Raw genomic sequence first — 24,448 nt, forward strand, 5'->3', positions numbered from 1 at the left:
GCCGCAACGCACCCCGCGCAGAGAAGAAGGCGAGGTGCGCGCGATGACGGCTACAGCCGCCGCCGGCACGGCTACGCCCGGCAAGCACCAGGCGCCCGAAACGGCGACCACCCTGACGGCGACCGTCTCGCCCCAGGGTGCGCGCGCCGAGAAGAAGCGCCGCTCGAAGCGCTCGCGCACGATGCTCGCCCTCAACGTGTTCTCGGTCGTGGCCGGCATCGGCATCTGGTGGGTGCTCTCGGTCTCGGGCTTCCGCCTGCCGACGCCGCCGCAGGTGCTCGAGCGCGCCATCCAGCTGACCGTCGACGGCACCCTGTTCGTGGATGCCGGGGCCAGCCTCGGCCGCGTGCTCGCCGGCTTCGCCCTCGGCACCGCGCTCGCCATCCCGGTCGGCTTCCTCATGGGCTGGTACTGGGTCGCGCGCGGGCTGATGGAGCCGTGGATCCAGTTCTTCCGCACCATCCCGCCGCTCGCGATCATCCCGCTCGTGATCGTGCTGATGGGCATCGGCGAGCAGCCCAAGATCTTCGTGATCTTCCTCGCCGCGTTCCTCTCCAGCGTGATCTCGACCTACCAGGGCGTCGTGAGCGTCGACCGCACCCTCATCAACGCGGCCAGGGTGCTGGGTGCAAAGGACCCGGCGATCTTCGCCCGCGTCGTCGTGCCGGCATCCACCCCGTTCATCCTGGTGGGCATGCGCGTCGGCCTCGGAGCCGCGTGGGCAACGGTCGTCGCGGCCGAGCTCATCGCCGCCCAGGTCGGCCTCGGTGCCCGCATGCAGGCCGCGCAGATGTACTACGACCTGCCCACGATCTTCGTCGGGCTGATCACCATTGGAATCTTCGGCCTCCTCATGGACCGCATCCTGCTGTTCGCCGAAATCAAGCTCACCGGATGGCAGGAACGTCGATGACCACCAGCACCCTTCAGCCCGCAACGGCCGCCGCCAAGATCTCCGTGCGCGGCGTCACCAAGACGTTCCCGCTCGGCAACGAGGTGTTCACCGCCCTCGACAACGTGTCTCTCGACGTCGCCGACAACGAGTTCGTCACGATCGTCGGCCCCTCCGGCTGCGGCAAGTCCACCATGATGAACGTGCTCGCCGGCCTCGAGACGGTCAGCACCGGCCAGGCGCTCGTCGACGGCATCGCCGTCGACGGCCCCGGCCCGGAGCGCGGCGTGATCTTCCAGCAGTACGCGCTCTTCCCCTGGCTCACCGTGCGCAAGAACGTCGAGTTCGGGCTGAAGACCGCCAAGGTCCCGCGCGCGGAGCGCCGGGAGCGGGCAGAGCACTTCATCAACCTGGTCGGGCTCAGCCAGTTCGCCGACGCCCTGCCGAAGATGCTCTCCGGCGGCATGAAGCAGCGCTGCGCCATCGCCCGCGCCTACGCCGTGAACCCCTCGATCCTGCTGATGGACGAGCCGTTCGGCGCCCTCGACGCCCTCACCCGGGTCAAGCTGCAGGAGCAGCTGCTCGAGACGTGGAGCCAGGAGAAGCGCACCGTCGTGTTCATCACCCACGACGTCGACGAGGCCGTCTACCTCGCCAACCGCGTCGTCGTGATGGCGGCCCGCCCCGGCCGCATCCACGAGGTCATCGACGTCGACCTGCCCTACCCGCGCACGGAGGACATGCGCCTCAGCCCCGAGTTCACCGCCCTGCGCAACCGCGTCTGGCACGCGGTGTACCACCAGGACGGCAACCACTAACCCCACCACCCCAGCAGCACCGACGGGCGCAGCAGACAACAGCGTCTGCCGGCATCCGCCCACCACCGCGCCGTCAACAGCGACGGCCCGAACCACAGGAGAAGCAATGAAGCACACTGCAATCAAGCGCGGAATGGTCGCAGCGTTCGCGGCAGCCGCCCTCGTTCTCACCGGCTGCGCCGCCGGCGACACCCCCGCAGCGGGCGGTGCCGAGAGCGCCGCTCCCGCCGAGAAGCCCATCGAGATCACCTTCGGCTACATCGCCGACTTCAACGGCGCCAGCGTCCACGCGATCGCCGCGGAGCTCGGCCTGTGGGAGAAGTACGGCCTCAAGGCAGAGACCCCGGTCTTCACCAACGGCCCGCTGCAGATCCAGGCCCTCGGCACCGGCGACCTCGACTTCGGCTACGTCGGCCCGGGCGCCATGTGGCTGCCGGCCTCCGGCCAGGCCCAGGTCATCTCCGTCAACGCCACCGGCAACGGCGACCGCGTGATCGCGCAGCCCGGCATCGAGTCGATCAAGGACCTCAAGGGCAAGACGGTCGCCGTTCCAGAGGGCACCTCCGGCGACATGATCCTCAACCTCGCCCTCGAGTCGGCCGGCATGACCATCGCCGACGTCGAGAAGGTCGTCATGGACCCGGCCACGGCCGTCGCCGCCTTCGCCTCCGGCCAGGTCGATGCCGCCGGCCTCTGGTACCCGCTGATCAGCACCATCGAGACCCAGGTTCCCGACCTGGAGATCCTCGCCTCCAACGAGGACTTCAAGGACACCGTCGCGTTCGCCTCCGGCTTCGTAGGCGCCAACGACTTCGTCGCCGAGAACCCCGAGGCCACCACCAAGGTGCTGCAGGTCGTGCGCGAGGCCCTCGACTACCGCAAGGCTAACCTCGACGAGGTCATCGAGCTCACCGCGAAGATGATGAAGCTCGACCCCGAGGTCGTCAAGACCGACGCGGGCAACGTCACCTACTTCGACTCGGCTGAGCTCGACGCCCTGATCGAGGACGGCACCGTCCACAGCTGGCTCACCGGCATGAACAACTACTTCGTGGGCGCAGGCAAGGTCACCGACCCGGCCGACCCCGCCACCTACTTCACCAGCGAGCTGTTCCTCGCCGCCGGCACGAAGTAACGCAGCACCCGCCCGCCCCGGCGGGCACCGGATGCCGCGGCGCCAGTACGCACTGGCGCCGCGGCATCCGCACTCACACCGTCACCACCACACCGCAACACCGCTTCACAACAGGACGAGAACCGATGAAGACACCCCGCAAGCGCCCCAACATTGTGCTGATCCTGACCGACGACCACGCCGCGCACGCGATCAGCGCGTACGGCTCGGTCGTCAACCAAACGCCGCGCATCGATGAGATCGCCGCGTTGGGGCGCCGCATCGACCACTGCTACTGCACCAACGCGTTGTGCACGCCGAGCCGGGCGTCGATCCTGACCGGCACGCACAGCCACGTCAACGGGGTGACGACGCTGGACACCCCGATCGACGCCTCGCAGACGACGTTCGTGTCGCTGCTGAAGGCGCAGGGCTATCGCACGGGCATCGTCGGCAAGTGGCACATGGGCGAGGGCGAGGGGCACGACCCGCAGGACTTCGACTACTGGGCGGTGCTGCGCGAGCAGGGCGAGTACTTCAACCCGCAGATCCTCAGCGCCGACGGCGTCCGGATCGAGCCGGGCTACGCCACGGACATCATCACCGACCTGTCGATCGACTGGGTCAACTCCCTGGAGGGGGAGGAGCCGTGGTGCCTGCTCATCCACCACAAGGCGCCGCACCGCTCGTGGGAGCCGGACGAGAAGCACCAGGGCATGTACGCCGGCCAGCGGATCCCGGTGCCGGCCACGTTCGATGACGACTACGCCGGCCGTTCCAGCGCCGCCAAGCACGCCACGATGCGGGTCGCCGAATACCTGACCATGAAGGACCTCAAGGTCGCGCCGCCGGAGGGGCTGACCCCGGAGGAGTTGGCGCTGTGGAAGTACCAGCGCTACATGGAGGACTACCTGGCCTGCGTGGCCTCGGTCGACGACAACGTCGGCCGTGTCACCGACTGGCTGCGGGAGCGCGGCGACTTCGACGACACGCTGCTGATGTACACCTCGGACCAGGGCTTCTTCCTCGGCGACCACGGCTGGTTCGACAAGCGGTTCATGTACGAGGAGTCGATCCTGATGCCGCTGGTGCTGAGCTACCCGAACGCGATCGAGCCGGGCGTGCCGCTGGAGCAGATGGTGACGAACGTCGACTTCGCCCAGACGATCCTGGAGGCGGCCGGGGTGGAGCCGGCCGAGCGGATGCAGGGGGTGAGCTTCTGGCCGCAGCTGACGCACTCGCCGGACGCGCCCACCCGGGACGGGGTGTACTACCGGTACTACGAGAACGACGACCAGCACCACCACGCGCTGGCGCACTACGGCATCCGCACCGAGCGGTACAAGCTGATCTACTTCTACAACGACGGAATGGGGCTGCCCGGCAGCTCCGAGCACGTCTACCCGCCGGAGTGGGAGCTCTACGACATGCAGCTCGACCCGGAGGAGCTGGTGAATGTCTACCACTCGGCCGAGTACGCGCACGTGATCGACGAGCTGACCGTGCAGCTGTGGCAGTTGCAGGCGTCGCTCGGCGACGAGCCGCACCATAGCCAGCCGGTGCCGGCCGGGCTGCGGGCGGCCGAGCCCGCCGCCTAGGCGGTCCGCACGGCCCGCACGGCCCGTCGCCTACGCCAGTTCAGCACGGATCGCGCCAGCTGAGCTGGCGCGGTTCCGGCTGAACTGGCGTAGGAGGGTTCAGCCGCGCCGCGGCCAGGCCCGCCAGCCGTGGGGGAGCGCGGCGAGGGTGGCGGATGCCGCGGCCAGCCGCTCGGCCGACACCGTCGTCGGGGCGCCCCCGCTGCCGCTGCGGGAGCCGGTCTGCGCCCCGTTCTCGTCGAAGAACACGAGGCTGTGGCTCACCTCGGCGCCCGGCCCGGAGCCCAGTTCCTCCGTGTAGGCGCCGTTCACCACCGCCAGCACGAGCTCCTCGAGCTCGACGGCCTGCGCCTCGGCGGTGTCGTCGCAGGCGTCGCAGCCGCAGATCGGGTGCGGGAAGGTGTGCAGCACGCCGGCCTCGACGAAGACGCCGGGGAACGCGGTGAACGCGAAACTGAGCGATGCGGCATCCGGGCTCTCTGGAACGACCCGCACCACCTCGACCACGTCGTCCTGCGCGTGCAGCAGCGGTGGATCGAAGCCGCCGCCGGGGGCGTCGGGCACCGCGCTCTCGCGCCACACGCTCACCGCGTAGGCCTGCTCGAGATAGTCGATCAGGGCGTTCGCGACGGTGTGCAGCCCGGCGAAGCGCTCGGGGTGGCTGACCCGGCTGTAGCTGTCGGGGTCCGGGCCGTCCGCGCCCCAGCGGTTGCCATAGGGGATCGGCTGCCCAGCGGCATCGGAGTAGTCGGATGCGGGCAGGGCGGGCCGGGTGTAGCGCGGGGCCCCGGATGGCGCAGGCTGCGGCGCCGGCCAGGCGCGCATCCGCTCAAGCCGGCGCTCCTGCTCTGCGGCGTCACGCGCGTCGTCCTGTTCTGCGGCGGCCCATTCAGCGAGCATCGCGGCGGCGCCCTCTGGGGGCGGGGTGCCGGAGCCCGCGACCGCGCCGGAGCCCGCGACCGTGCCGGAGCCCGCGCCCGTGCCGGCGCTGTTCGGCGGTATCGCGGTGATCGCATCGAGAATGCTCCCGACGTCGAAGCTCATCCGCCCGGCACCGACCTCGGCCGGCCGCCCCGCCCCGATCGCGCGCCAGTTCGCATCTGTCCGCAGTGCGACGATGGCGTTGCCGAGGAAGACCGTCGCCGCAGCGCGCAGCCGGGCGTCCTCGTTCAGCGCGGCGGCGTGCAGCAGGGCGAAGCGCAGCAGGGTGAGCGGGTCGCCGGCGAGATCGGCGGGGCTGGCGCCGCGTTCCCGTGCGAAGGCGAGGAAGGGCGCGTAGCCCTCGACGTGGCGAACCGGGGCCGGGGCGGCGACGGGTGCGGCATCCGCCTCGGCACTGAAGACCTCCCAGCCGAAGCTGCCGCCACCGGGTGCGGGCATCGGCACGGCCGGGCCGTCGAACAGATCCTCCTGCGCGCTCATGGCCAGAGCCTAGCGGCGGTGGCAGCGCGCCGGCCCGGCGGATGCCGCCGCACACAGAAGTGCAAACAAACGGTTGCAGGACGCGTTTCGTCGTGCAATTATGTGGTTGCAGATCGAGGAAGGGATCCACCATGACCGAGACAGCGGAGCGCGACGAGCTGGACAGCATCGAGCGCAGCATCGAGATTGACGCCAGTGCCGAGAGGGTCTGGGAGCTGATCGCGGAGCCGGGCTGGTACATCAACACCGGCACCGTCATCGAGCACGAGATCCGCCAGGAGGACGGCTACGTCGTGGTGATCGACCCGACCTACGGCGAGTTCCCGCTGCGCACCGTCGCCCTTGAGCCCCCGCGCTACGCCGCCTTCCGCTGGTTCAACCTCGAGGGCGTCGACCGCTCGGGCTCGGATGCCACGGAGGCGACGACCCTCGTCGAGTTCTGGATCAGCGAGCGGCCGGGCGGCGTCACCCTGCGCGTGCTGGAGACCGGGTTCGCCGCGCTCCCCGTCGACGCGGCCAAGCGCCGCGCCGCCCTCGAGAACAACACGGAGGGCTGGGAGGTCGAGCTCGACGCGGCCAAGGCCCACCTCGAAGCGGCCGCGGCATGAGTGCTGCGCCGTCTGAGGCCCGGCCGGCCCCGCTGACCGCCGTCTTCGCCGCCCTCGGCGACGACACCCGCTGGCAGATCCTGGTGCGACTGGGCGCGGAGCCGGCCTCGGCGTCGGCGCTGAGCACGGAGTTCCCGATCAGCAGGCAGGCCCTCGCCAAGCAGCTCGAGGTGCTGCGCGGAGCCGGCCTGGTCGAGGCCGAGCGGCACGGCCGCGAGCTGCGCTACCGGGCCATCGGCGCCGCGCTCGGCGAGGCCGCACGGCGGCTCGAGCGGGTGGCCAGCGGCTGGGACGAGCGGCTCGCCGCGATCAAGGCCGCCGCGGAGGCCGCCGCACCCGCCGAGGCGGGTGCGGAGCGGCACCGGGAGTAGCCGGCGCAGTGTTGCCGGCGCAGTGTTGTCGGGGCACTGTTGCCGCGGCATCCGGGCTCGTACTGTGGAGCCAACCGGAAACTTTTCGGAGAATTTCGGATGCCGTGTCGATCGGAGCCCCGCCCGTTCGACGTCTGGGTATGAGGCGGTTCTGCCTCACGCCGATCGAGAGGGTACGACCATGAAGTTCATGATGCTGCTGCAGTCCGACGAGTCCAACTCCGTCACCAATGGCCCGGAGGAGGAGGCACTCAACCGGATGGGCGCGTACAACGAGGAGCTCATCAAGGCCGGCGTGATCCTGGCCGGCGAGGGCCTGCACCCGACGTCGGAGGGCGTGCGCCTGACGTACGACGGCGACGACCGCACCGTGGTCGACGGCCCGTTCACCGAGTCGAAGGAGCTGCTGGCCGGCTTCTGGATCATCGACGTCGCCTCCAAGGAGGAGGCGATCGAGTGGGCCAAGCGCATCCCGCTGCCGGAGGGCCAGGTGGAGGTGCGCCAGGTGTTCGAGCTCGCCGACTTCGACCAGAGCAACGAGTACGTGCAGAAGGAGAAGGTCTGGCGCGAGGAGATGGGCACGTCGCGCACCGCGTGAGCCACGCCGCCGCCCTGCGCCAGTTCGTGGCGCTCCGCGCCACACCATGTGGCGCGGAGGCCTGCGAACTGGTGCAGGGCGGCACGCGCGTGCACAGCGGCAGGGGTGCCGGATGACGGACGCCGCGGGCGCCGCGGGCGCCGCGCGGCGCGCGGTCGAGGCCGTGTGGCGGATCGAGTCCGCCCGCCTGATCGCCACGCTGGTGCGCTTCACCGGTGACGTCGGCCAGGCCGAGGAACTGGCCCAGGATGCCCTCGTCGCCGCGCTCGAGCAGTGGCCGCGCTCCGGCGTCCCGCGCAACCCGGGGGCCTGGCTCACCACCGTCGCCAAGCGCCGGGCGATCGACCAGTGGCGCCGGCAGGCCGCGTTCGAGCACCGGGCGGCGGCGCTCGCCGAGGAGCTGCGGGTCGCGGATGCCGCGGCCGAGGCCGCCGCCGCGGCATCCGGAACCGCGCCGGCCGCCGCCGCCTCGAGCGCGCTGGCCGGTGCCCCGCTGTCGGTGCAGACCCGGCCGGACCTCGCCGTGCTGCAGCCGATCGACGACGAGCTGCTGCGGCTGATCTTCATCGCCTGCCACCCGGTGCTCGGCCGCGACGCCCGGGTCGCGCTCACCCTGCGCCTGCTCGGCGGGCTCACGGCCGAGCAGATCGCCCGAGCCTTCGTCGTGCCGACCGCGACCATGCAGCAGCGCATCGTGCGCGCCAAGAAGGCGCTGGCCGCCGCCGGAGTGCCGTTCGAGGTGCCGGAGCGGGCGGAGTTCGCCGCCCGGCTCGACTCGGTGCTCGCCGTGGTCTACCTCATCTACAACGAGGGCTACTCGGCCAGCTCCGGCGACGACTGGATGCGGCCGGAGCTCGGTCGGGAGGCTCTGCGGCTCGGCCGCGTGCTCGCCGAGCTGCTGCCGCGGGAGCCCGAGGTGCACGGGCTCGTCGCGCTGATGGAGATCCAGTCCTCGCGGCTGGGCGCGCGCACCACGCGGGAGGGCGAGCCGATCCTGCTGCTCGAACAGGACCGCGGCCGCTGGAACCAGCTGCTGATCCGGCGCGGCCTCGCCGCCCTCGAGCGGGCGGAGCGCTGCGCGGCCGCCCGCGGGGCCGAGCCCGGGAACTACCAACTGCAGGCCGAGATCGCCGCCTGCCATGCCCGCGCACTGACGGCGGATGCCACCGACTGGGCGCAAATCGCCGACATCTACGCGCGGCTGGCCCGGCGGGTGCCCTCGCCCGTCGTCGACCTCAACCGCGCGGTCGCGCTCGCGATGGCGCGCGGGCCGGCCATCGGGCTCGTGCTGGTGGACGCGCTCGTCGCCGAGGGCCGGCTCGCCGGCTACCACCTGCTGCCGAGCGTGCGCGCCGACCTCTTGCAGAAACTGGGTCGGCGGGAGGAGGCTCGGGAGGAGTACGAGCGCGCGGCGGCGCTCGCCGGCAACGAGCGAGACCGCGCCCTGCTATTGAACCGGGCCCGTGCGCTCGGACCGCGACGCGGCTGAGCGGCATCCGCTCTGCGCCAGTTCTGGCCCACCGCGCCACCCAGCCGGCTCGGAATACCCCTAGGGGGTATAGGGTTGAAGTGTCTGACGGAGGGAATGCGCCATGCAGAACGAGACTCGACACGGGGCGGATGACGCGCACGCGGGGCATGCCGGCCACGAGATGACCGGCCACGCACCGAGCTCGCACGAGCACGGTGCGCACGACATGGCCGCCCACGAGCACGCCGGCCACGACATGGACGACCACGCAGGCCACGACATGGACGACCACGCCGTGCACTTGCACGGCGAGCACGCCGGGCACAGCGTGGCGATGTTCCGCGACAAGTTCTGGTGGAGCCTCGTGCTCTCGATCCCCGTCGTCATCTTCAGCCCGATGGTCGCGCACCTGCTCGGCTACCACCTGCCCGAGTTCCCCGGCTCCACCTGGATCGCCCCGGTGCTCGGCACCGTCATCTTCTTCTACGGCGGCCTGCCCTTCCTGCAGGGCGCGGTGCGCGAGCTGAAGAGCCGCCAGCCCGGCATGATGACGCTCATCTCGATGGCGATCTCGGTCGCCTTCATCGCCTCCTGGGCGACGAGCCTCGGCTGGGGGCTCGACCTCGACTTCTGGTGGGAGCTCGCGCTCCTCATCGTCATCATGCTGCTCGGCCACTGGATCGAGATGCGGGCGCTCGGCGCGGCATCCGGGGCCCTCGACGCCCTCGCGGCCCTGCTGCCGGACACCGCCGAGAGAGTCAACGGCGCCGCCACCGGCAACGACATCGCTGAGGTGCCGATCGGCGAGCTCACCGCCGGCGACGTCGTGCTCGTGCGCTCCGGTGCCCGCGTCCCGGCCGACGGCGTGATCGTCGACGGCGCCGCCGAGCTCGACGAGTCGATGATCACGGGGGAGTCCGCCGCCGTGCCGCGCGCCCTCGGCGACACCGTCGTGGCCGGCACCGTCGCCACCGACAGCGCCATCCGGGTGCGCGTGACCGCCGTCGGCGACCAGACCGCGCTCGCCGGCATCCAGCGCCTCGTCGCCGAGGCCCAGGCCTCCAGCTCGCGCGCCCAGGCGCTCGCCGACCGCGCCGCGGCCCTGCTGTTCTACTTCGCCGCCGGGGCCGGTGTCCTCACCTTCATCGCCTGGATGCTGCTCGGCAGCGTCGACGACGCCATCACGCGCACCGTCACAGTTCTCGTGATCGCCTGCCCGCACGCCCTCGGCCTGGCGATCCCGCTGGTCATCGCGATCTCGACCGAGCGCGCGGCCCGCGCCGGCGTGCTGGTGAAGAACCGCCTCGCCCTCGAGCGCATGCGCCATGTCGAGGTCGTGCTGTTCGACAAGACCGGCACCCTCACCAAGGGCGAGCACGCGGTGACGGATGTCGCCGTCGCCGGCGGTCAGCAGCGCGGCGAGGTGCTGCGTCTGGCCGCCGCGACCGAGCAGTCGAGCGAGCACCCGGTGGCCCGCGCCATCGTGGCCGCCGCGCTCGCCGAGGCCGCCCGGCAGGCGGATGCCGCCGGCGCGCCAGAGGACGAGGCGCGCTTCGGCCACGTCGCAGACTTCCGTTCCCTCACGGGCATCGGCGTGCGCGCCGTCGTCGACGGCGTCGAGTACGCGGTCGGCGGCCCTCGCCTGCTGGCGGACGAGAACCTCGAGGTGCCGGCCGAGATGCAGCGGGAGGTCGACGGGTGGAAGGCCCGCGGCGCCTCCGTGCTGTACCTCGTGCGCGCCGGCTCCGCCGCGGCAGCCGTGCCCGCGGCGATTGTGCTGGGCGCCTTCGCCCTGCAAGACGAGGTGCGCGCCGAGTCGCGCGCGGCGATCGCGGCACTGCACGCGCGCGGCATCCGGGTCGCCATGATCACGGGTGACGCCAAGCAGGTGGCGGATGCCGTCGGCGCCGACCTCGACATCGACGAGGTGTTCGCCGAGGTGTTGCCCGGCGACAAGGCCGCGCAGGTGGCCGCGCTGCAGGCGCGCGGACTCACGGTGGCGATGGTCGGCGACGGCGTGAACGACGCCCCCGCGCTGGCCCGCGCCGACATCGGCATCGCGATCGGCGCCGGAACCGACGTCGCCGTCGAGTCGGCCGGCGTCGTGCTGGCCGCCAACGACCCGCGGGCCGTGCTCTCGATCATCGAGCTCTCGCACGCGAGCTACCGCAAGATGATCCAGAACCTGGTCTGGGCGGCCGGCTACAACGTCATCTCGGTGCCGCTGGCCGCCGGAGTGCTGGCCGGAGTCGGCTTCGTGCTCTCGCCCGCGGCAGGCGCCGTGCTGATGTCGCTCTCGACGATCGTCGTCGCGCTGAACGCCCAGCTGCTGCGCCGCATCGACCTCGACCCCGCGCGCCTCGCCCCGGCCGTGCGCGGGCAGAAGGCGCCGGTCGCCTGATCGCGCGGACGCCGCAGGCTGCAGTGTCCGCGGATCCGCTCAGGGCTTCGGGCGCTGCGCTGCTCCTTCGTCGCGGCGCGGCGCCCTCGAGCCGACGTGCAGATCTCCCGTTGGCTCGAGGGAGCGCCAGCGACCGAAGCCAACCGCGCGAGACCGGCGCCCTCGGGCCGACGTGCGGATCTCCCGTTGGTCGAGTCGGCCCGCCAGGGCCGTATCGAGACCCGGTTTCCGGCGGGAGGTCGTCTTTCGTGCGGGGTCTCGATACGCTCGTTCCTCGCTACTCGACCAGCGGGTCGGGAGCAGCGCGGTCGCGCGGGCTCCGGGGCTTCGGTCGCTCGTTCCTCGCTCCCTCCAGCCGACGTGGGTGTTCCCGTTGGCTCGAGGGAGCGCCAGCGACCGAAGCCAACCGCGCGAGACCGGCGCCCTCGAGCCGACGTGCGGATCTCCCGTTGGTCGAGTAGGCCCGCCAGGGCCGTATCGAGAACCGGTTTCCGGCGGGAGGCCGTCTCTCGTGCGGGGTCTCGATACGCTCGTCCCTCGCTACTCGACCAGCGGGTCTGGAGTAGCGCGGTCGCGCGGGCTCCGCGACACCGGCGGGCGGAGCCGGACGCCCTAGCTGCGGGCCTTCGCCGGGATTAGCACCTCGCGGATCAGCAGGATGATGCCGGCCGAGATCGGGATCGCGACGAGCGCGCCGCCGAGGCCGGCCAGTGTGCCGCCGGCGAGGGCCGAAATCAGCACGATCGAACCGGGCACCTGCACCGCCTTGCTCATCACGCGCGGGGTGAGGATGTACGCCTCCACCTGCATGTAGATCAGCATCGAGATCAGGGTGATCAGTGCGGCCGTCGGTGAGACGAAGAGCGCGATAACCGTCATGAACGCCGTCGTGATGACGGTACCGATGAGCGGGATCAGCGTGATGAAGAACACGATGACGCCGACGATGAACGCGAAGCTCACGCCGACCAGGGTGAGCACGATCACGCTGAACACCGAGTTGATGAACGCCAGCACGACCATGCCGCTCAGGTAGCGTCCGACGGAGTCCAAGATCCTGTTGGCGTACCCGCTGAACACCTCACGGTGGGATGCCGCGACGAGCGAGTAGGCGGCGGTCTTCATGGTGTCGAGGCCCGCCACGAACCAGATGGTGAGCACCGCGACGAAGAAGGCGCTGCTCACGGCATCCGTCACGGCGACGCCCACCTGCACCGCCCCGCCGCCGATCGTCGCCCAGAACTTCGGGTCGGAGATCGTCTTCTGGGCCCAGTCGGTGATGTTGCCGATGATGCCGCCGGTGCGCTCGTCGAGCTGGGCGAACCAGCCGCTCGACTCCAGCGCAGCGAACTGCGCGGGCACCGAGCGCACGAATTCCTGGATCTGACCGACCAGGAACGGGATCACGATGAGCAAGATCGTGGCGATCAGGCCGACGATGAGCGCGATCACGGTGACGATCGCCCAGCCCCGCGGCAGCCCGAGCTTCTGGAACCAGCGCAGCAGCGGGTCGAGCCCGAGGGCGATGAACAGCGCGGCGAAAACCGAGATCAGCACCGAGCTGAGGTTGAACAGCGTGAGCGCGAGCACCAGCGCGATGAGCACGCCGATCGTCACCGTGAAGCCCCAGCGCAGCGGGTGCTCGTGGAACATGCTCGGCTTCGGATTGTGCTGCTCTGCGCGTGCGCGGTGCACGATCGTTCCGCGTGGCATGGGTGGCCCCCTCGTTGTGGCAGCCTCGTGGCCGCCGACTCGTTGCCAACAGTATGTCCTGCCGGGCGAGCGGATGCCGCGTTGACGCGCCTACGCGCCCTTGCCGGGAACCACCAGCTCCTTGTAATAGCTGGCGTGCGCGGGGTAGTAGTGCTCCCACTCCGGCAGCGTCTTGCCCGCGCGGGCGGCGATCAGCCGGTCGAGGTAGTAGTCCCAGCCGGGGCCCATCGTCGCGGCCTCAGCGGGATTGTGCAGGCGCTGGCCGAGGGTCAGCGTGGTCAGGCCGCCGGCCTCGGTGAGGTGGCAGAACACGCGCATCTTGTCTGGCCCCTCCCGCGACTCGGCCAGGAAGCTGTGCGGGGCGTGGCACTCCAGGATGCTCACGTACTCCCACTCGGCCTCCGGCTCGCTGGTCATGCGGAACTTGACCCCGCCCGTGTACGGCTGCCCGGTATAGGTGCCGATCCACTTCTCCATCTCGTGCGGGTTCGTCAGGCTGAACCAGACGTCCGCGATCGGTGCGGCGAAGAGCCGGTCCAGCAGCAGGTAGAGGCCGTCATCGCGGTGGGCGAATCGTCCGGTGGGCTTGGGTGACATGTCGACCTCCGCGTGCTGCAGTTGCCAGGCCCGGGGGAACAACACCCCACCGAGTCATTCTTTGCTTCAGGCTACCCCCACGATGCTGGCGAGGGGCAAGGAATAATTCGCCCGGCGCCGGGCGAGCGCTCAGCGCTCCGCGTCGTACGCCGCCCTGCTCCGCTGAATCTCGTCGTGGTTGGCATCCGCCCAGCGCACGAGGCCGAGCACCGGCGCGATCAAGGTGCGTCCGAGCGGCGTGACCTCGTACTCGACGCGCGGCGGAATCTCGGGGTAGCTGGTGCGCGAGACGAGCCCGTCGCGCTGCAGCTGGCGCAAGGTGTGGGTGAGCATGCGGTGCGAGATGCCGGTCACGTTGCGGTGCAGCGCGGTGAAGCGCTGCGGGCCGGCGTCGAGCATGCCGATGACGAGCAGGCTCCACTTGTCGCCGATGCGGGCCAGCACGTCCTTGATCAGGCCGCTGTCCGAATGGCCGGCGCTGCACGGCCCGCGGTCCTCCAGGGTCACATCGGTGCCCGTCTCAGCCATGTGGCACGCCTCCGTTTCTTACTTTTTGGTGCGTGACGCACCGAGAAGTGCAGGGCCCCAGTGCGGAATGATGACTGACTGTCCGTGCGTTACTCACTAATCGTAACCATCGGATGCCCGCATCCACCGACTCTGGGAGAACACATGACCATCGCACTCTGGATCGCCACCGGCGTCCTCGCCGCCCTCTACCTGCTGGCCGGGTTCATGAAGGCCACGACGCCCTACGAGACGATCGGCACGAAGATGCCGTGGGTGAACAGCTTCAAGCCGAGCCAGGTGAAGACCATCGGCGTGCTCGAGGTCCTTGGCGGGCTGGGCCTCGTCCTGCCGCAGGCAACCGGGATCCTGCCGTGGCTCACGGTCGTCGCCGCCTTCGCGCTCGTCCTCGTGCAGATCGTGGCCGCCGTCGTGCACGTGCGCCGCCGGGAGTTCTCCTCGCTGCCGATCAATGGCGTGCTCGCCGTCTTCGCACTGGCCGTCGGGGTGCTCTGGCTCGTCTAGGAACGGCCTGCGGGGCGCGGCGGGGCGTGCGAGACGCGGCGTATCGTCTGCGCTAGCATCGCGAGTAATCAGGGGCCAGCGATGCTCCGGTGCACTGTCACGGCGCACCGACCATGAGTGAGGGGAACGAATGTCCACGAAGTCCAGTGCAGCCGTCGACGTGGCGGCGAAAGCCTCTTGGCTGCCCCTGATCGTCGTTGTCCTCACCCAGATCCAGGCGTCCTTCGCCGTGAACGCGCTCACCGTGTCGATGGCCGGCATCACGAGCGACCTGCACACGCCGGCCACATCGGTCGGCACCGCGATCACGGCGGGCACCTTCGCCATGGCGGCGTTCATCCTGCTCGGCGCCAAGATCGGCGCCCGCTTCGGCACCCGCCTGGTGTTCCAGATCGCCGTCGTCATCCACGGACTGGCCATGGCGGTCGTGGCGCTCGCCCAGACGCCGGCCATGCTGTTCGTGGCGCAGGCGGCATCCGGCGCCGTCATCGCCCTGATCGCGCCCGCCCTGACCGTGTTCATCGCCAGCAACTTCAAGGGCGATCAGCAGGCCCGCTCGATCGGCCTGCTCGCCGCCGCCATCCCGGCGGCCGGCGTGCTCGCGCTGCTCATCGCCGGCGCCTTCGCGTCGACGATCGGCTGGCGCTGGTCGTTCGCCCTCATCGTCGGCCTCGCCGTCATCAACCTCCTGCTCAGCTTCCGGCTGAAGAAGATCGAGCCGCAGAAGGACCTGCTCATCGACTGGGTGGGCGCGCTCTACGCCGCCGTGTCGGTGATCCTGCTCAGCTTCGGCTTCAGTGGCCTGGCCAGCTGGGGCGCCGTGCTGGCGACGGATGACGCGCCGTTCAACGTTCTCGGGGTCTCCCCGGCCCCGGTGCTGATCGTGGCCGGCATCATCGTCGGTCAGCTGTTCTTCTCCTGGATCCGCAAGCAGCAGAAGGCCGGCAAGCCGCGCATCTTCGACCTGGCCGTGCTGAAGAGCAGCAAGGAGAAGGCGATCACCGCCTGCATGGCGATGATGCTCTTCGTCGGCACCGCCGCGAACTTCCTCATCCCGCTGTACCTGCAGGTGGTGCAGGGCCGCACCAGCTTCGAGACCTCGCTCGCGATCATCCCCTACACGCTGTCCATCTTCCTGGCCAGCACCTTCGTCGCCAGCCTGTACAAGCGCTTCCCGCCGCGGCAGATCGCCCGCGCCGGCTTCGTCGTCGTGGCCTTCGGCCTGATCCTGCTCGCCTTCACCATCCAGTACGGCTGGGGTCAGGCGTTCGTGGTGATCGGCCTCATCACGCTCGGCCTCGGCCAGGGCTCGATCGTCGCCCTCGTCTTCAACACGCTGCTCTCGGCCGCCCCCAAACGCCTCGCCGGCGACGTCGGCGCCTGGCGCGGTCTCGTGCACAACATGTCCGGCTCCGTCGGCATCGCCGTCGCGAGCGTCTTCGCCGTGACCCTGCTCGGCACCCTCATCCAGACCGCCGCAGACGACCACCCGGAGATCCCCTCCTCGCTGATCGAACAGGTCGACATGAACAACGTCAACTTCCTCACCAACGAGCAGCTGGCCGTTGTGCTCGATGCGACGACCGCCGACCAGGTCCAGGCGGATGCCGCGTTCGAGATCAACGCCGACGCGCGCCTGCGCGCGCTGCAGATCTCGCTGCTCGGCCTGGCCGGCATCGCGCTGCTCGCGATCGTGCCGGCGGGGCGGATGCCGAACCGCCTGCCCGGCGACCTGCCGGAGCTGCTGGAGACCAACCCGCGGCGCGGCGACGAGGAGCGGGACGACGCGGAGATTGCCGCGGCCGAAGCGGACGCGCGCTAGCCGCAACGTTAGCCTGAGGAGTGCGGGCCAGGCTCACGCCTCCGCCCGCACGTGCCACGCTGAGACACCGCGCAGAACAACTGCGCTGAACAACCGCGCCGAACAATTGCGCCGAACAACTGCGCACAAGAACCGCGCCGAACCGAGGAGACGCCAATGCCCGAACTCGACCACACCCTCATCCCGGGCGACTTCGCCCGGCTGCCCTCCCAGGCGGCGCCCGCCACGGTGGTCTTCGTCGACGAGTTCTCGCCGGAGCTGGACGCCACGGGCTACTTTGTCGCCGCCGAGGGCGACGTCGCCCCGCAGCTCGGCGCCACCCGCGAGCAGCTGGCGAAGCTCGGCTTCGAGGGCAAGGCCGGCCAGACGCAGACCGTGCTCACGGCATCCGGCGCCCTGGCGATCGCGGTCGGGCTCGGCAGCCTCGAGCTGGCCGCGCTGGAGGGCGAGCAGGTCGACGCCGATGCAGCGGATGCCGCCGCGAACGCCCTGCGCGACGCCGGCGCCGCCTTCGCGCGCGCCGCAGCCAGCCACGCCCGCATCGGGCTGGACCTCGCCTCTATCAGCGCGCTCGGATCCTCCGCCGCGCTCGACGCCGCCGGCGTCGACGCACTCGTCGAGGGCGTGCTGCTGGCCCGCTACCGCTTCAACGCCCTCAAGGCGAAGCCGAAGGGCACCGCGCTGGAGACGCTCGAGCTGCGCGACGCTGCCCACATCGACGGCGCCGCCGAGGCCGTGCGCCACGCCGTGATCGGCGCCCGCGCCGCCAACGTCGCGCGCGACCTCTGCAACAACCCTCCCGGCCACCTGACCGCCACGAACATCGCCGACCTCGCCGTCGAGCTGGCCGCCCAGCACGGCTTCAGCGCCGAGGTGTTCGACAAGCAGGCGCTGATCGAGCTCGGCTGCGGCGGCCTGCTCGGCGTCAACGCCGGCAGCCACGAAGAGCCGCGCATGGTCAAGCTGCACTACACGCCGGCATCCGGTGCCCCCGCCGAGCGCGGCCACCTGGCCCTCGTCGGCAAGGGCATCATGTACGACTCTGGCGGAATCAGCCTCAAGCCCTCCGATCCCATGCACCTGCTGATGAAGATGGACATGGGCGGCGCGGCGGCCGTGCTCGGCGCGTTCACCGCGCTCCGCGACCTCGGCGTGGAGACCGAGGTCACCGGCTTCCTGATGTGCACCGACAACATGCCCTCCGGCACGGCGACCAAGCTCGGCGACGTGCTGATCGCCCGCAACGGCACCACCGTGGAGGTGAAGAACACGGATGCCGAGGGCCGCCTGGTCATGATGGACGCCCTCGCGCTCGCCGCCGAGGAGAAGCCCGACGCGATCGTCGACATCGCCACGCTCACCGGCGCCGTGCTGATGGCGCTCGGCCAGGCGACGGCCGGCGTGATCGGCAACAACCAGGACGTCGTCGACCAGCTGCTGGATGCGGCGGCCACCGTCGACGAGCCGGCCTGGCAGCTGCCGCTGGAGAAGAAGTACCGCAAGCAGCTGGACTCCGACATCGCCGACCTCGGCAACATCGGCGGCCGCTTCGCCGGTGCGACGACCGCTGCACTGTTCCTCAACGAGTTCGTGGACGGCCTGCCCTGGGCGCACCTGGACATCGCCGGAACGATGCAGTCCGACTCCGACGACGCGTGGCGCTCGGCGGGGGCGACCGGCTACGGCGCGCGCCTGCTCGCCGATTTCGCGCTGAACTTCACCCCCGTTCAGTAGCGCCGTTGCCGGCGGTGCTCCCGTTGGGAGGGAGGCCCTTGGGCCGTATCGAGACCCGGCTTCCAGTGGGGATCCCGTTGGTCGAGTAGGCCCGCCAGGGCCGTATCGAGACCCTGGCAGGGCGTGAAACGGTGTCGGGTGCGGGGTCTCGATACGCTCGTTCCTCGCTACTCGACCAGCGGTGGGGTGCGACTCCCGTGTCGTTCGGGGAGCGCCGGCGGCCGAAGCCAACACGTGCTGCCCGCCTCGCGTCGGCTTCGGGGGCTGCGCTGCTCCTTCGTCGCGGCGCGGCCCCCTCGAGCCGACGTGGCTCTCCCGCTGGTCGAGTAGGCCCGCCAGGGCCGTATCGAGACCCTGGCAGGGCGTGAAACGGTGTCGGGTGCGGGGTCTCGATACGCTCGTTCCTCGCTACTCGACCAGCGGTGGGGTGCGCCTTCCCCGTTGGCTCGAGGGAGCGCCAGCGACCGAAGCCGACAGCGCCCGTCCCGAAGAACCCCCACGAGGAGCCGCGACTGCGCTTCTCCACGCCAGCGGGGGTCTGGGGGTCGGCGGGGTGTCGAGTTATGACGGTTTCGGCCGGGCCCGCCTCGCACCCAACCGCAACCCACTCTCGAAAAAGGGGCCCGGGCGAAACCGTCATTGTTTGAGCTGAGGAGCCGACCCCCAGGCCCCCGCGGTATCCGCGGAGATGCCCTAGAGCGACTCCTCCAACACCGCCATGGCGGCATTGTGCCCGCCCAGCCCGCTGACTGCCCCGCCGCGCACCGCGCCGGAGCCGCAGATCAGCACGCGCGGGTGCGCCGTCGCGACGCCCCAGCGCTCGGCCGCTGTATCGCGGGGCGCGTCGTCCTCCAGGAACGGCCAGGACAGCGGGCCGTGGAAGATGTTGCCGCCTGAGAGGTTCAGCGCGTGCTCGAGGTCGAGGGTCGTCTTCGTCTCGATGCACGGGTTGCCGGCGGCATCCAGCATCACGACGTCCTTGATCGGCTCGGCCAGCACCGAGTTCAGCGAGGCCAGCACGGCCGCCTGCAGGCGCGCGCGGGTGGCGTCGTTGTTCTCCTCGGTCAGCCAGCGGTCCGGCGCGTGCAGGGCGAAGATGGTGAGCGTGTGCGCCCCGGATTCCGCGAGCTCCGGCCCGAGGATCGTCGGGTCGGCCAGCGTGTGGCAGTAGATCTCGCACGGCAGGATGTCGGGGATCTCGCCGCGCGCGGCCTCGGCGTACGTGCCCTCCAGCTGGCTGTACAGCTCGTTGATGTGGAAGGTGCCGCCGAAGGCCGCCTCGGGCGTGACGGTGGTGTCGCGCAGCTTCGGCAGCCGCTTCAGCATGAGGTTCACCTTGACCTGCGCACCCTCCGGGCGGGCGGCGACGGCATCCGCCGGGGCGTCGGCCGGCACCCCGACGCGGGCGCTCGATGCCCCGCCGGCGGCCAGCAGCTGGTCCAGCACGTAGGGGGAGACGTTCGCGAGCACCGTGGTGCCGACGGCGACCCGCTCGTGGCCGTTGCGCAGGTAGCGCACGGCGCCGTCGGCGGTGAGGCTGACCACGTCGGCGCCGGTGACGATCCGCGCCCCGGCGAGTCGGGCGGCGCGCTCGATCTCGCCAGAGACGGCGCCCATGCCGCCGATCGGCACGTGCCAGTCCCCGGTCTCGTTGCCGATCACGTGGTAGAGGAAGCACCGGTTGGCGTCCAGCGAGGGGTCGTCGCTCGAGGTGAAGGTCCCGATCAGCCCGTCGGTGGCGACGACGCCGCGCACGAGGTCGCTGTCGAAGCGCTCGGTGATCACCTGGCCGAGCGGGCGCTCGAAGAAGCTGGCCCAGAGGGCGTCGTCGTCGACCAGGCGGCGCACCTCGCTGCGCGTCGGCAGCGGCTCGCACACGGTCGGGAACAGGGCCTCCGCCACGCGCGCGGTGTCGGCGTAGAAGTCGTTCCAGGCGGCGAAGTCTCCGGCGGCGCCGACCCGGGCGAAGGAGGCGCGGGTGGCCCGGCGGTTGCTGTTGTCGACGAGCAGGCCGGTCTCGGTGTCGGCCGGGTTCGGGGTGTACGAGCTGAAGCGGCGGTGGGCCAGGCGGATGTCGAGGCCGAGCTCGTCGATGATGCGCTTCGGCAGTAGGCTCACCAGGTAGGAGTAGCGCGAGAGCCGGGCGTCGACGCCCTCGAACGCCGCGGCCGAGACGGCCGCGCCGCCCAGCCGCTCCTCGCGCTCGAGCAGGAGCACGCTCTTTCCCGCCTTGGCGAGGTAGGCGGCCGCAACGAGTCCGTTGTGCCCGCCGCCGACAATCACAACGTCGTGAGTAGCTTCAGTCATGGATCGAGCCTAGAGGCTGCGGATGCCGCCCCTGCCCGGCCCCGGGCGGCTCAGTATCCGCCGTTGCTGGAGTCGGCGTTGTCCAGGGTTCCGATCTCGGTGTCCGCGTCGTTGAAGACCGTCATCGTCGTGCCCTCGATCGTCGCCGTGTTCAGCGCGGACAGCCAGGTGTCAACGCCCTCGCAGGCCATCAGCGTCGACGCGACGTTCTCGAAGTCGATCGTGGTGCCGTCCAGCTGCCATCCACCGTTCAAGGTGTTGCAGCCGTCGGAGCCGGTGAAGCTGCCGTCATCCGAGAAGGTCAGGAACGGAACGCCCGTCGTGTCGACGGTGCCCCAGGTGCCGACCGGGTCCGGGCCGCCGGGCGTGCCGGCGCCGCTGTTCGCGCAGCCGGAGAGCCCGAGGGCCGCGACGGCCGCGACGGCAATGGCAACCGACGCGCGGGTGCGGCCGGCGCGGGCGCCAACGGTGCGTCGGCCTGAGCTGTGGCGGGGGAGGGTACTCGTCATCTGTGGCATCCGTTCGCGATGTGTGCCGGCCGTGGCCGGGCCCGATGGGCTCCACGGTAGCCCGTGCGCAGCGGGTATGCGAGCAATGGGATCAAAACGTTAGCGCCAGCACTACTCTCTAGCCATGGACCCCATCGCGATCACGCTGGCCATCCTGCTGGTTGCCGTCATCGCCTTCATGTCGAACCGGATTCCGGTCGGGCTCGTCGCGCTCGCCGTGGCCATCTCGCTCTGGGCGACGGGCATCCTCACCCTGGGTGAGGCGCTCGCCGGCTTCGCCGACCCGACCGTGTTGTTCATCGCCTCGCTGTTCGTGGTGAGCGAGGCGCTGGACGCCACCGGCGTGACGACCTGGGCCGGCCAGAAGGTGATCGGCGCGGCGGGCACGAGCACCCGCAAGCTGCTCGTCTACATCATGCTTCTGGTCGCGGTGCTCACCGCGCTGATCAGCGTGAATGGCGCCGTCGCCGCGCTACTGCCCGTCGTCGTGGTCGTCGCGGTGCGCGCCGGCCTCGCCCCCTCGCGGCTGCTGCTGCCGTTGGCCTTCGCCGCGCACGCGGGCTCGCTGCTCGCCCTCACCGGCACCCCGGTCAACATCATCGTCTCCGAGGCGGCCGTCGAGGCCGGCGATCGCGCGTTCGGCTTCTTCGAGTTCGGCCTCGTCGGGGTGCCGCTCGTCGTCGGCACTCTGCTGATCACGATGCTCCTCGGCAGAAGGCTCGTCCCCGTGCGCGCGGCCAGCGTCATGCCGCGCGACCTGAGCGACCACGCCCGCGTGCTGCGCGCGCAGTACGAGCTCGCCACGCCGCCGAACGAGCTGATCGACGCCGAGGGCGGCATCGCCGAGGTCGTCATCCCGCCGCGGTCCAGCCTGATCGGCCTCACGGTCTTCCCGGGCATGTGCACGCCGAGCGGCTCCCTGGTCATCCTGGCCGTGCAGCGCGGGGGCGAGCATCTCGAGGGGCCGGATGCGACGCTGGCCGCCGGCGACACCCTGCTGCTCGAGGGCAGCTGGGATGCGCTCGACGAGCACACCGCCGACCCCGATGTCCTCGTCGTCGACCCGCCCGATGTGCTGCGCCGCACCGTGCCGCTCGGCCCGCGCGCCGGCTGGGCCATCGGCATCCTGGCCGTCATGATCGCCGTGCTGGCGACGGGCCTCGTGCCGGCGGTCATCGCTGGCCTCGTGGCGGCGATGGCCATGGTGCTCACCCGCGCCGTGTCGGTGACACAGGCCTACCGCAGCATCTCGTGGACGACGGTCGTGCTCGTGGCCGGAATGATCCCGCTCTCGACCGCGTTCATGCAGACCGGCGCGGCCGACCTCATCGCCGACGGGCTGCTCGGCATGGTCGGTGACGCGGGCCCGCAGGTGGCGCTGTTCGCGCTCTGCCTGATCACCGTCGTGCTCGGCCAGCTCATCAGCAACACGGCCACGGTGCTGATCGTCATCCCGGTGGCCCTCTCGGTGGCCGCGACGAAGGACGTCTCGGTGCTGCCGTTCCTGATGGCGCTGACGGTCGCCGGCGCCGCCTCTTTCCTCACCCCGATCGCCACCCCGGCGAACATGATGGTGATGGGGCCGGCCGGCTTCAAGTTCACCGACTACTGGAAGCTCGGCCTGCCGCTGCTCCTCTTCTTCCTGGCCGTCGCGACCTTCTACGTGCCGCTGATCTGGCCGTTCTGAGCCGAGCGGGCCGTTCCGAGCCGCGGCCGGGCGTTTCGTTGCGCGTCAGTGACCCGGATGCCGCGGCAGCGCCCCTACGATGAGCACATGATCCGCTTTCTGATTCGGTCCGGTATCTTCGTCGTCTCCGCCGCGCTCGGTCTGCTCGTGGCGATGTGGCTGCTGCCCGAGTTCACCCTCAGCTGGAGCGGCGGCATCGTGGCGGTGCTGGTGTTCGCCGTCATCCAGAGCGTGATCAGCCCGTTCCTGCTCAAGGTGGCGGCCCGCAACGCGCCCGCTTTCCTCGGCGGGATCGGCATCATCTCGACCTTCGTCGCGCTGTTCGTGGCGTCGCTCTTCCCCGGCGGCCTCACCATCGACGGATGGCGCACCTGGGTCCTGGCACCCGTGCTGGTCTGGTTGGTCACTGCGCTGGCGACATTCTTCCTGCCGATGGTGTTCCTGAAGAAGGGCGTCGAGAAGAAGCGCAGCGCCGCCGCGCTGCCGATCGGCTAGCGCGGACTCCGGCCGCGGAACCCGGCCCAGCCCCCGGCCCCGGCATCCGTTTCGGAGGCCGACGGCGGATCGGGAGGCCGGAATGCGCGGGCAGCTGCCGCCCGATCTCCCGTTTGCCTCCCGATCCGCCTCCCGCTTCCCGCGCGATGCGCAGGTGCCCGGGCTCAGGGGTGCGCGGTGCCGGCGATCGCGCGGGCGAGCGCCGCGCGGCAGGCGGCGACGCCCGGCCGGCCGGCGCTGGAACGGCGCGCGGAGGTGAATACGTCGCGGTGCGGGTTGCCGGCCAGCTCGACCAACTCGACGCTCGGCGCCTCCCCGGCCCAGACGAGGTCTGGCAGCAGCCCGACCGCGTTGCCGGAGCGGATCAGCCGGATGTGCGTCATCAGGTCGGCCGTCTCGAAGCGCACATCCGGCTCGAACCCGGCCGCCCGGCAGAGCTGGGTCGCCCAGAGCCGGGCGGCGGTGCCCTTCGGCTCCATCACCCACGGCCGCGACGCGGCGTCCGCCAGCGTAGCGATGCGGGTCCCGGCAGGCCTGCCCGGCACGGCGCCGCTGCGCGGGCCGGGGGATGCCGCCGGACCGGTCGCCAGCCGGATCACATCGGTGACGAGGTGCACCCGGTCCAGGTCCGGCCGGTGTTCGCGGGTGTGGCCCGGATACTGCTCGGCGACCACGAGGTCGAAGTCGCGCGCGGAGACGTCGAACAGGCCGGCATCCGGCTCGCGCTCGGTCACCTCGACCCGAAGCTCGGGGTATTCGGCGGCCAGGATCGTCAGCGCCTCGGGGATCACGGCGTGGGCCGCCGACTGGAACACGGCCAGGCGCACGGTGCCGCTGACGGTCGTGAGCGAGGCCGCGAGCTCGCCCTCGGCCCGCTCCAGCGTGTCGAGCACCTCCGCCGCGCGGGCGACGAGCAGCTCGGCCTGCGGGGTGAGCAGCACGCGTCGCCCGGCCTTGGCCAGCAGCGGAACGCCGACCTCCTTCTCGAGCAGGGTGAGCTGCTGCGACACCGAGGAGGGGCTGTAGGCGAGCGCCTCGGCCACGGCCGCGAGCGTGCCGCGCAACTTCACTTCCCGCAGCAGCCTCAGCCGCCTCACGTCCAGCATGCGCTCTCCTCTCGCCCCGCGCCCCGCCCACCCAGTTGCCGAATTTCGGGGGTGCGCCAGCCGACGCACCCGCGAAATTCGGCAACTGGGCAGTCGTTGGGCGGGTGTTGGGCAGTCGCCGGGCGGATGCCGCGGCATCCGTTCAATGTATCG

Annotated in this window: 21 protein-coding genes; 14 read left to right on the top strand and 7 right to left on the bottom strand. The window is 70.9% G+C overall.

Going from position 1 to position 24,448, the window contains the following annotated elements:
- Positions 1 to 43: 43 nt before the first annotated feature.
- From GY24_RS04915 to GY24_RS04930, 4 genes are all read left to right on the top strand, one after another.
- Complete coding sequence (locus tag GY24_RS04915) at positions 44 to 913, top strand: ABC transporter permease (RefSeq protein ID WP_193953501.1); 870 nt, start codon at positions 44 to 46, stop codon at positions 911 to 913.
- The gene (locus GY24_RS04920) at positions 910 to 1,710 is read left to right on the top strand and encodes an ABC transporter ATP-binding protein (protein WP_104474627.1); all 801 of its coding nucleotides are present in this window, start codon (positions 910 to 912) and stop codon (positions 1,708 to 1,710) included. Before GY24_RS04915 ends, GY24_RS04920 begins: the two co-directional genes overlap by 4 nt.
- A 106-nt stretch (positions 1,711 to 1,816) precedes the next feature.
- Positions 1,817 to 2,845, top strand: a complete 1,029-nt coding sequence (locus GY24_RS04925; protein ID WP_162496159.1) for an aliphatic sulfonate ABC transporter substrate-binding protein — start codon at positions 1,817 to 1,819, stop codon at positions 2,843 to 2,845.
- Positions 2,846 to 2,970: 125 nt separating this feature from the next.
- A complete protein-coding gene (locus tag GY24_RS04930) occupies positions 2,971 to 4,422 on the top strand; it encodes a sulfatase family protein (protein WP_104474628.1) in 1,452 nt (483 codons plus the stop codon).
- Between the two features lie 99 nt (positions 4,423 to 4,521).
- Here GY24_RS04930 and GY24_RS18020 read toward each other — a convergent pair whose 3' ends face one another.
- The gene (locus tag GY24_RS18020) at positions 4,522 to 5,844 is read right to left on the bottom strand and encodes a DUF6226 family protein (RefSeq protein ID WP_233279201.1); all 1,323 of its coding nucleotides are present in this window, start codon (positions 5,842 to 5,844) and stop codon (positions 4,522 to 4,524) included.
- Between the two features lie 131 nt (positions 5,845 to 5,975).
- Between GY24_RS18020 and GY24_RS04940 the strand changes: the two genes are divergently transcribed.
- From GY24_RS04940 to GY24_RS04960, 5 genes are all read left to right on the top strand, one after another.
- Complete coding sequence (locus GY24_RS04940) at positions 5,976 to 6,452, top strand: SRPBCC domain-containing protein (RefSeq protein ID WP_104474629.1); 477 nt, start codon at positions 5,976 to 5,978, stop codon at positions 6,450 to 6,452.
- A complete protein-coding gene (locus tag GY24_RS04945) occupies positions 6,449 to 6,823 on the top strand; it encodes an ArsR/SmtB family transcription factor (RefSeq protein ID WP_104474630.1) in 375 nt (124 codons plus the stop codon). Before GY24_RS04940 ends, GY24_RS04945 begins: the two co-directional genes overlap by 4 nt.
- Positions 6,824 to 7,004: 181 nt before the next feature.
- Positions 7,005 to 7,421, top strand: a complete 417-nt coding sequence (locus GY24_RS04950) for a YciI family protein (protein WP_104474631.1) — start codon at positions 7,005 to 7,007, stop codon at positions 7,419 to 7,421.
- Between the two features lie 112 nt (positions 7,422 to 7,533).
- A complete protein-coding gene (locus GY24_RS04955; protein WP_202972906.1) occupies positions 7,534 to 8,910 on the top strand; it encodes an RNA polymerase sigma factor in 1,377 nt (458 codons plus the stop codon).
- Between the two features lie 103 nt (positions 8,911 to 9,013).
- Positions 9,014 to 11,293 (top strand): heavy metal translocating P-type ATPase, encoded by a 2,280-nt coding sequence (locus tag GY24_RS04960; protein WP_407662146.1) that lies wholly within the window; start codon positions 9,014 to 9,016, stop codon positions 11,291 to 11,293.
- Between the two features lie 612 nt (positions 11,294 to 11,905).
- Here the strand turns inward: GY24_RS04960 and GY24_RS04965 are convergent.
- The 3 genes from GY24_RS04965 to GY24_RS04975 form a co-directional block, all read right to left on the bottom strand.
- Positions 11,906 to 13,006 carry an AI-2E family transporter gene (locus GY24_RS04965; RefSeq protein WP_104474634.1) on the bottom strand — a complete coding sequence of 367 codons (1,101 nt, stop codon included), beginning with the start codon at positions 13,004 to 13,006 and terminating at the stop codon, positions 11,906 to 11,908.
- Positions 13,007 to 13,096: 90 nt separating this feature from the next.
- Positions 13,097 to 13,603, bottom strand: coding sequence for an SRPBCC domain-containing protein (locus tag GY24_RS04970; protein WP_133161118.1), 507 nt, complete (start codon positions 13,601 to 13,603; stop codon positions 13,097 to 13,099).
- Positions 13,604 to 13,732: 129 nt separating this feature from the next.
- Complete coding sequence (locus GY24_RS04975; protein WP_104474636.1) at positions 13,733 to 14,131, bottom strand: winged helix-turn-helix transcriptional regulator; 399 nt, start codon at positions 14,129 to 14,131, stop codon at positions 13,733 to 13,735.
- A 144-nt stretch (positions 14,132 to 14,275) separates the two neighbouring features.
- Here GY24_RS04975 and GY24_RS04980 point away from each other — a divergent pair, with 144 nt between their 5' ends.
- From GY24_RS04980 to GY24_RS04990, 3 genes are all read left to right on the top strand, one after another.
- Positions 14,276 to 14,635, top strand: coding sequence for a DoxX family protein (locus GY24_RS04980; protein WP_083362318.1), 360 nt, complete (start codon positions 14,276 to 14,278; stop codon positions 14,633 to 14,635).
- A gap of 130 nt (positions 14,636 to 14,765) precedes the next feature.
- Positions 14,766 to 16,457 carry an MFS transporter gene (locus GY24_RS04985; RefSeq protein WP_104474637.1) on the top strand — a complete coding sequence of 564 codons (1,692 nt, stop codon included), beginning with the start codon at positions 14,766 to 14,768 and terminating at the stop codon, positions 16,455 to 16,457.
- A 156-nt stretch (positions 16,458 to 16,613) separates the two neighbouring features.
- Positions 16,614 to 18,191, top strand: coding sequence for a leucyl aminopeptidase (locus GY24_RS04990; protein WP_104474638.1), 1,578 nt, complete (start codon positions 16,614 to 16,616; stop codon positions 18,189 to 18,191).
- A 693-nt stretch (positions 18,192 to 18,884) separates the two neighbouring features.
- Here GY24_RS04990 and GY24_RS04995 read toward each other — a convergent pair.
- Both GY24_RS04995 and GY24_RS05000 read right to left on the bottom strand, forming a co-directional pair.
- Positions 18,885 to 20,498 carry a phytoene desaturase family protein gene (locus tag GY24_RS04995; protein ID WP_104474639.1) on the bottom strand — a complete coding sequence of 538 codons (1,614 nt, stop codon included), beginning with the start codon at positions 20,496 to 20,498 and terminating at the stop codon, positions 18,885 to 18,887.
- A 50-nt stretch (positions 20,499 to 20,548) separates the two neighbouring features.
- A complete protein-coding gene (locus GY24_RS05000) occupies positions 20,549 to 21,007 on the bottom strand; it encodes an META domain-containing protein (RefSeq protein WP_104474640.1) in 459 nt (152 codons plus the stop codon).
- Between the two features lie 124 nt (positions 21,008 to 21,131).
- Between GY24_RS05000 and GY24_RS05005 the strand changes: the two genes are divergently transcribed.
- Entirely contained in the window at positions 21,132 to 22,694 is a 1,563-nt protein-coding gene (locus GY24_RS05005; RefSeq protein ID WP_104474641.1) for an SLC13 family permease, read from the top strand.
- Positions 22,695 to 22,781: 87 nt separating this feature from the next.
- Positions 22,782 to 23,189 carry a phage holin family protein gene (locus tag GY24_RS05010; protein WP_104474642.1) on the top strand — a complete coding sequence of 136 codons (408 nt, stop codon included), beginning with the start codon at positions 22,782 to 22,784 and terminating at the stop codon, positions 23,187 to 23,189.
- Positions 23,190 to 23,353: 164 nt separating this feature from the next.
- On the opposite strand, the gene GY24_RS05015 is transcribed toward GY24_RS05010, so the two are convergent.
- Positions 23,354 to 24,295, bottom strand: coding sequence for a LysR substrate-binding domain-containing protein (locus GY24_RS05015; protein WP_104474643.1), 942 nt, complete (start codon positions 24,293 to 24,295; stop codon positions 23,354 to 23,356).
- Positions 24,296 to 24,448: the final 153 nt, after the last annotated feature.

This window comes from Microterricola pindariensis (assembly GCF_002936985.1).
In the GTDB taxonomy this organism is placed as follows: domain Bacteria; phylum Actinomycetota; class Actinomycetes; order Actinomycetales; family Microbacteriaceae; genus Microterricola; species Microterricola pindariensis.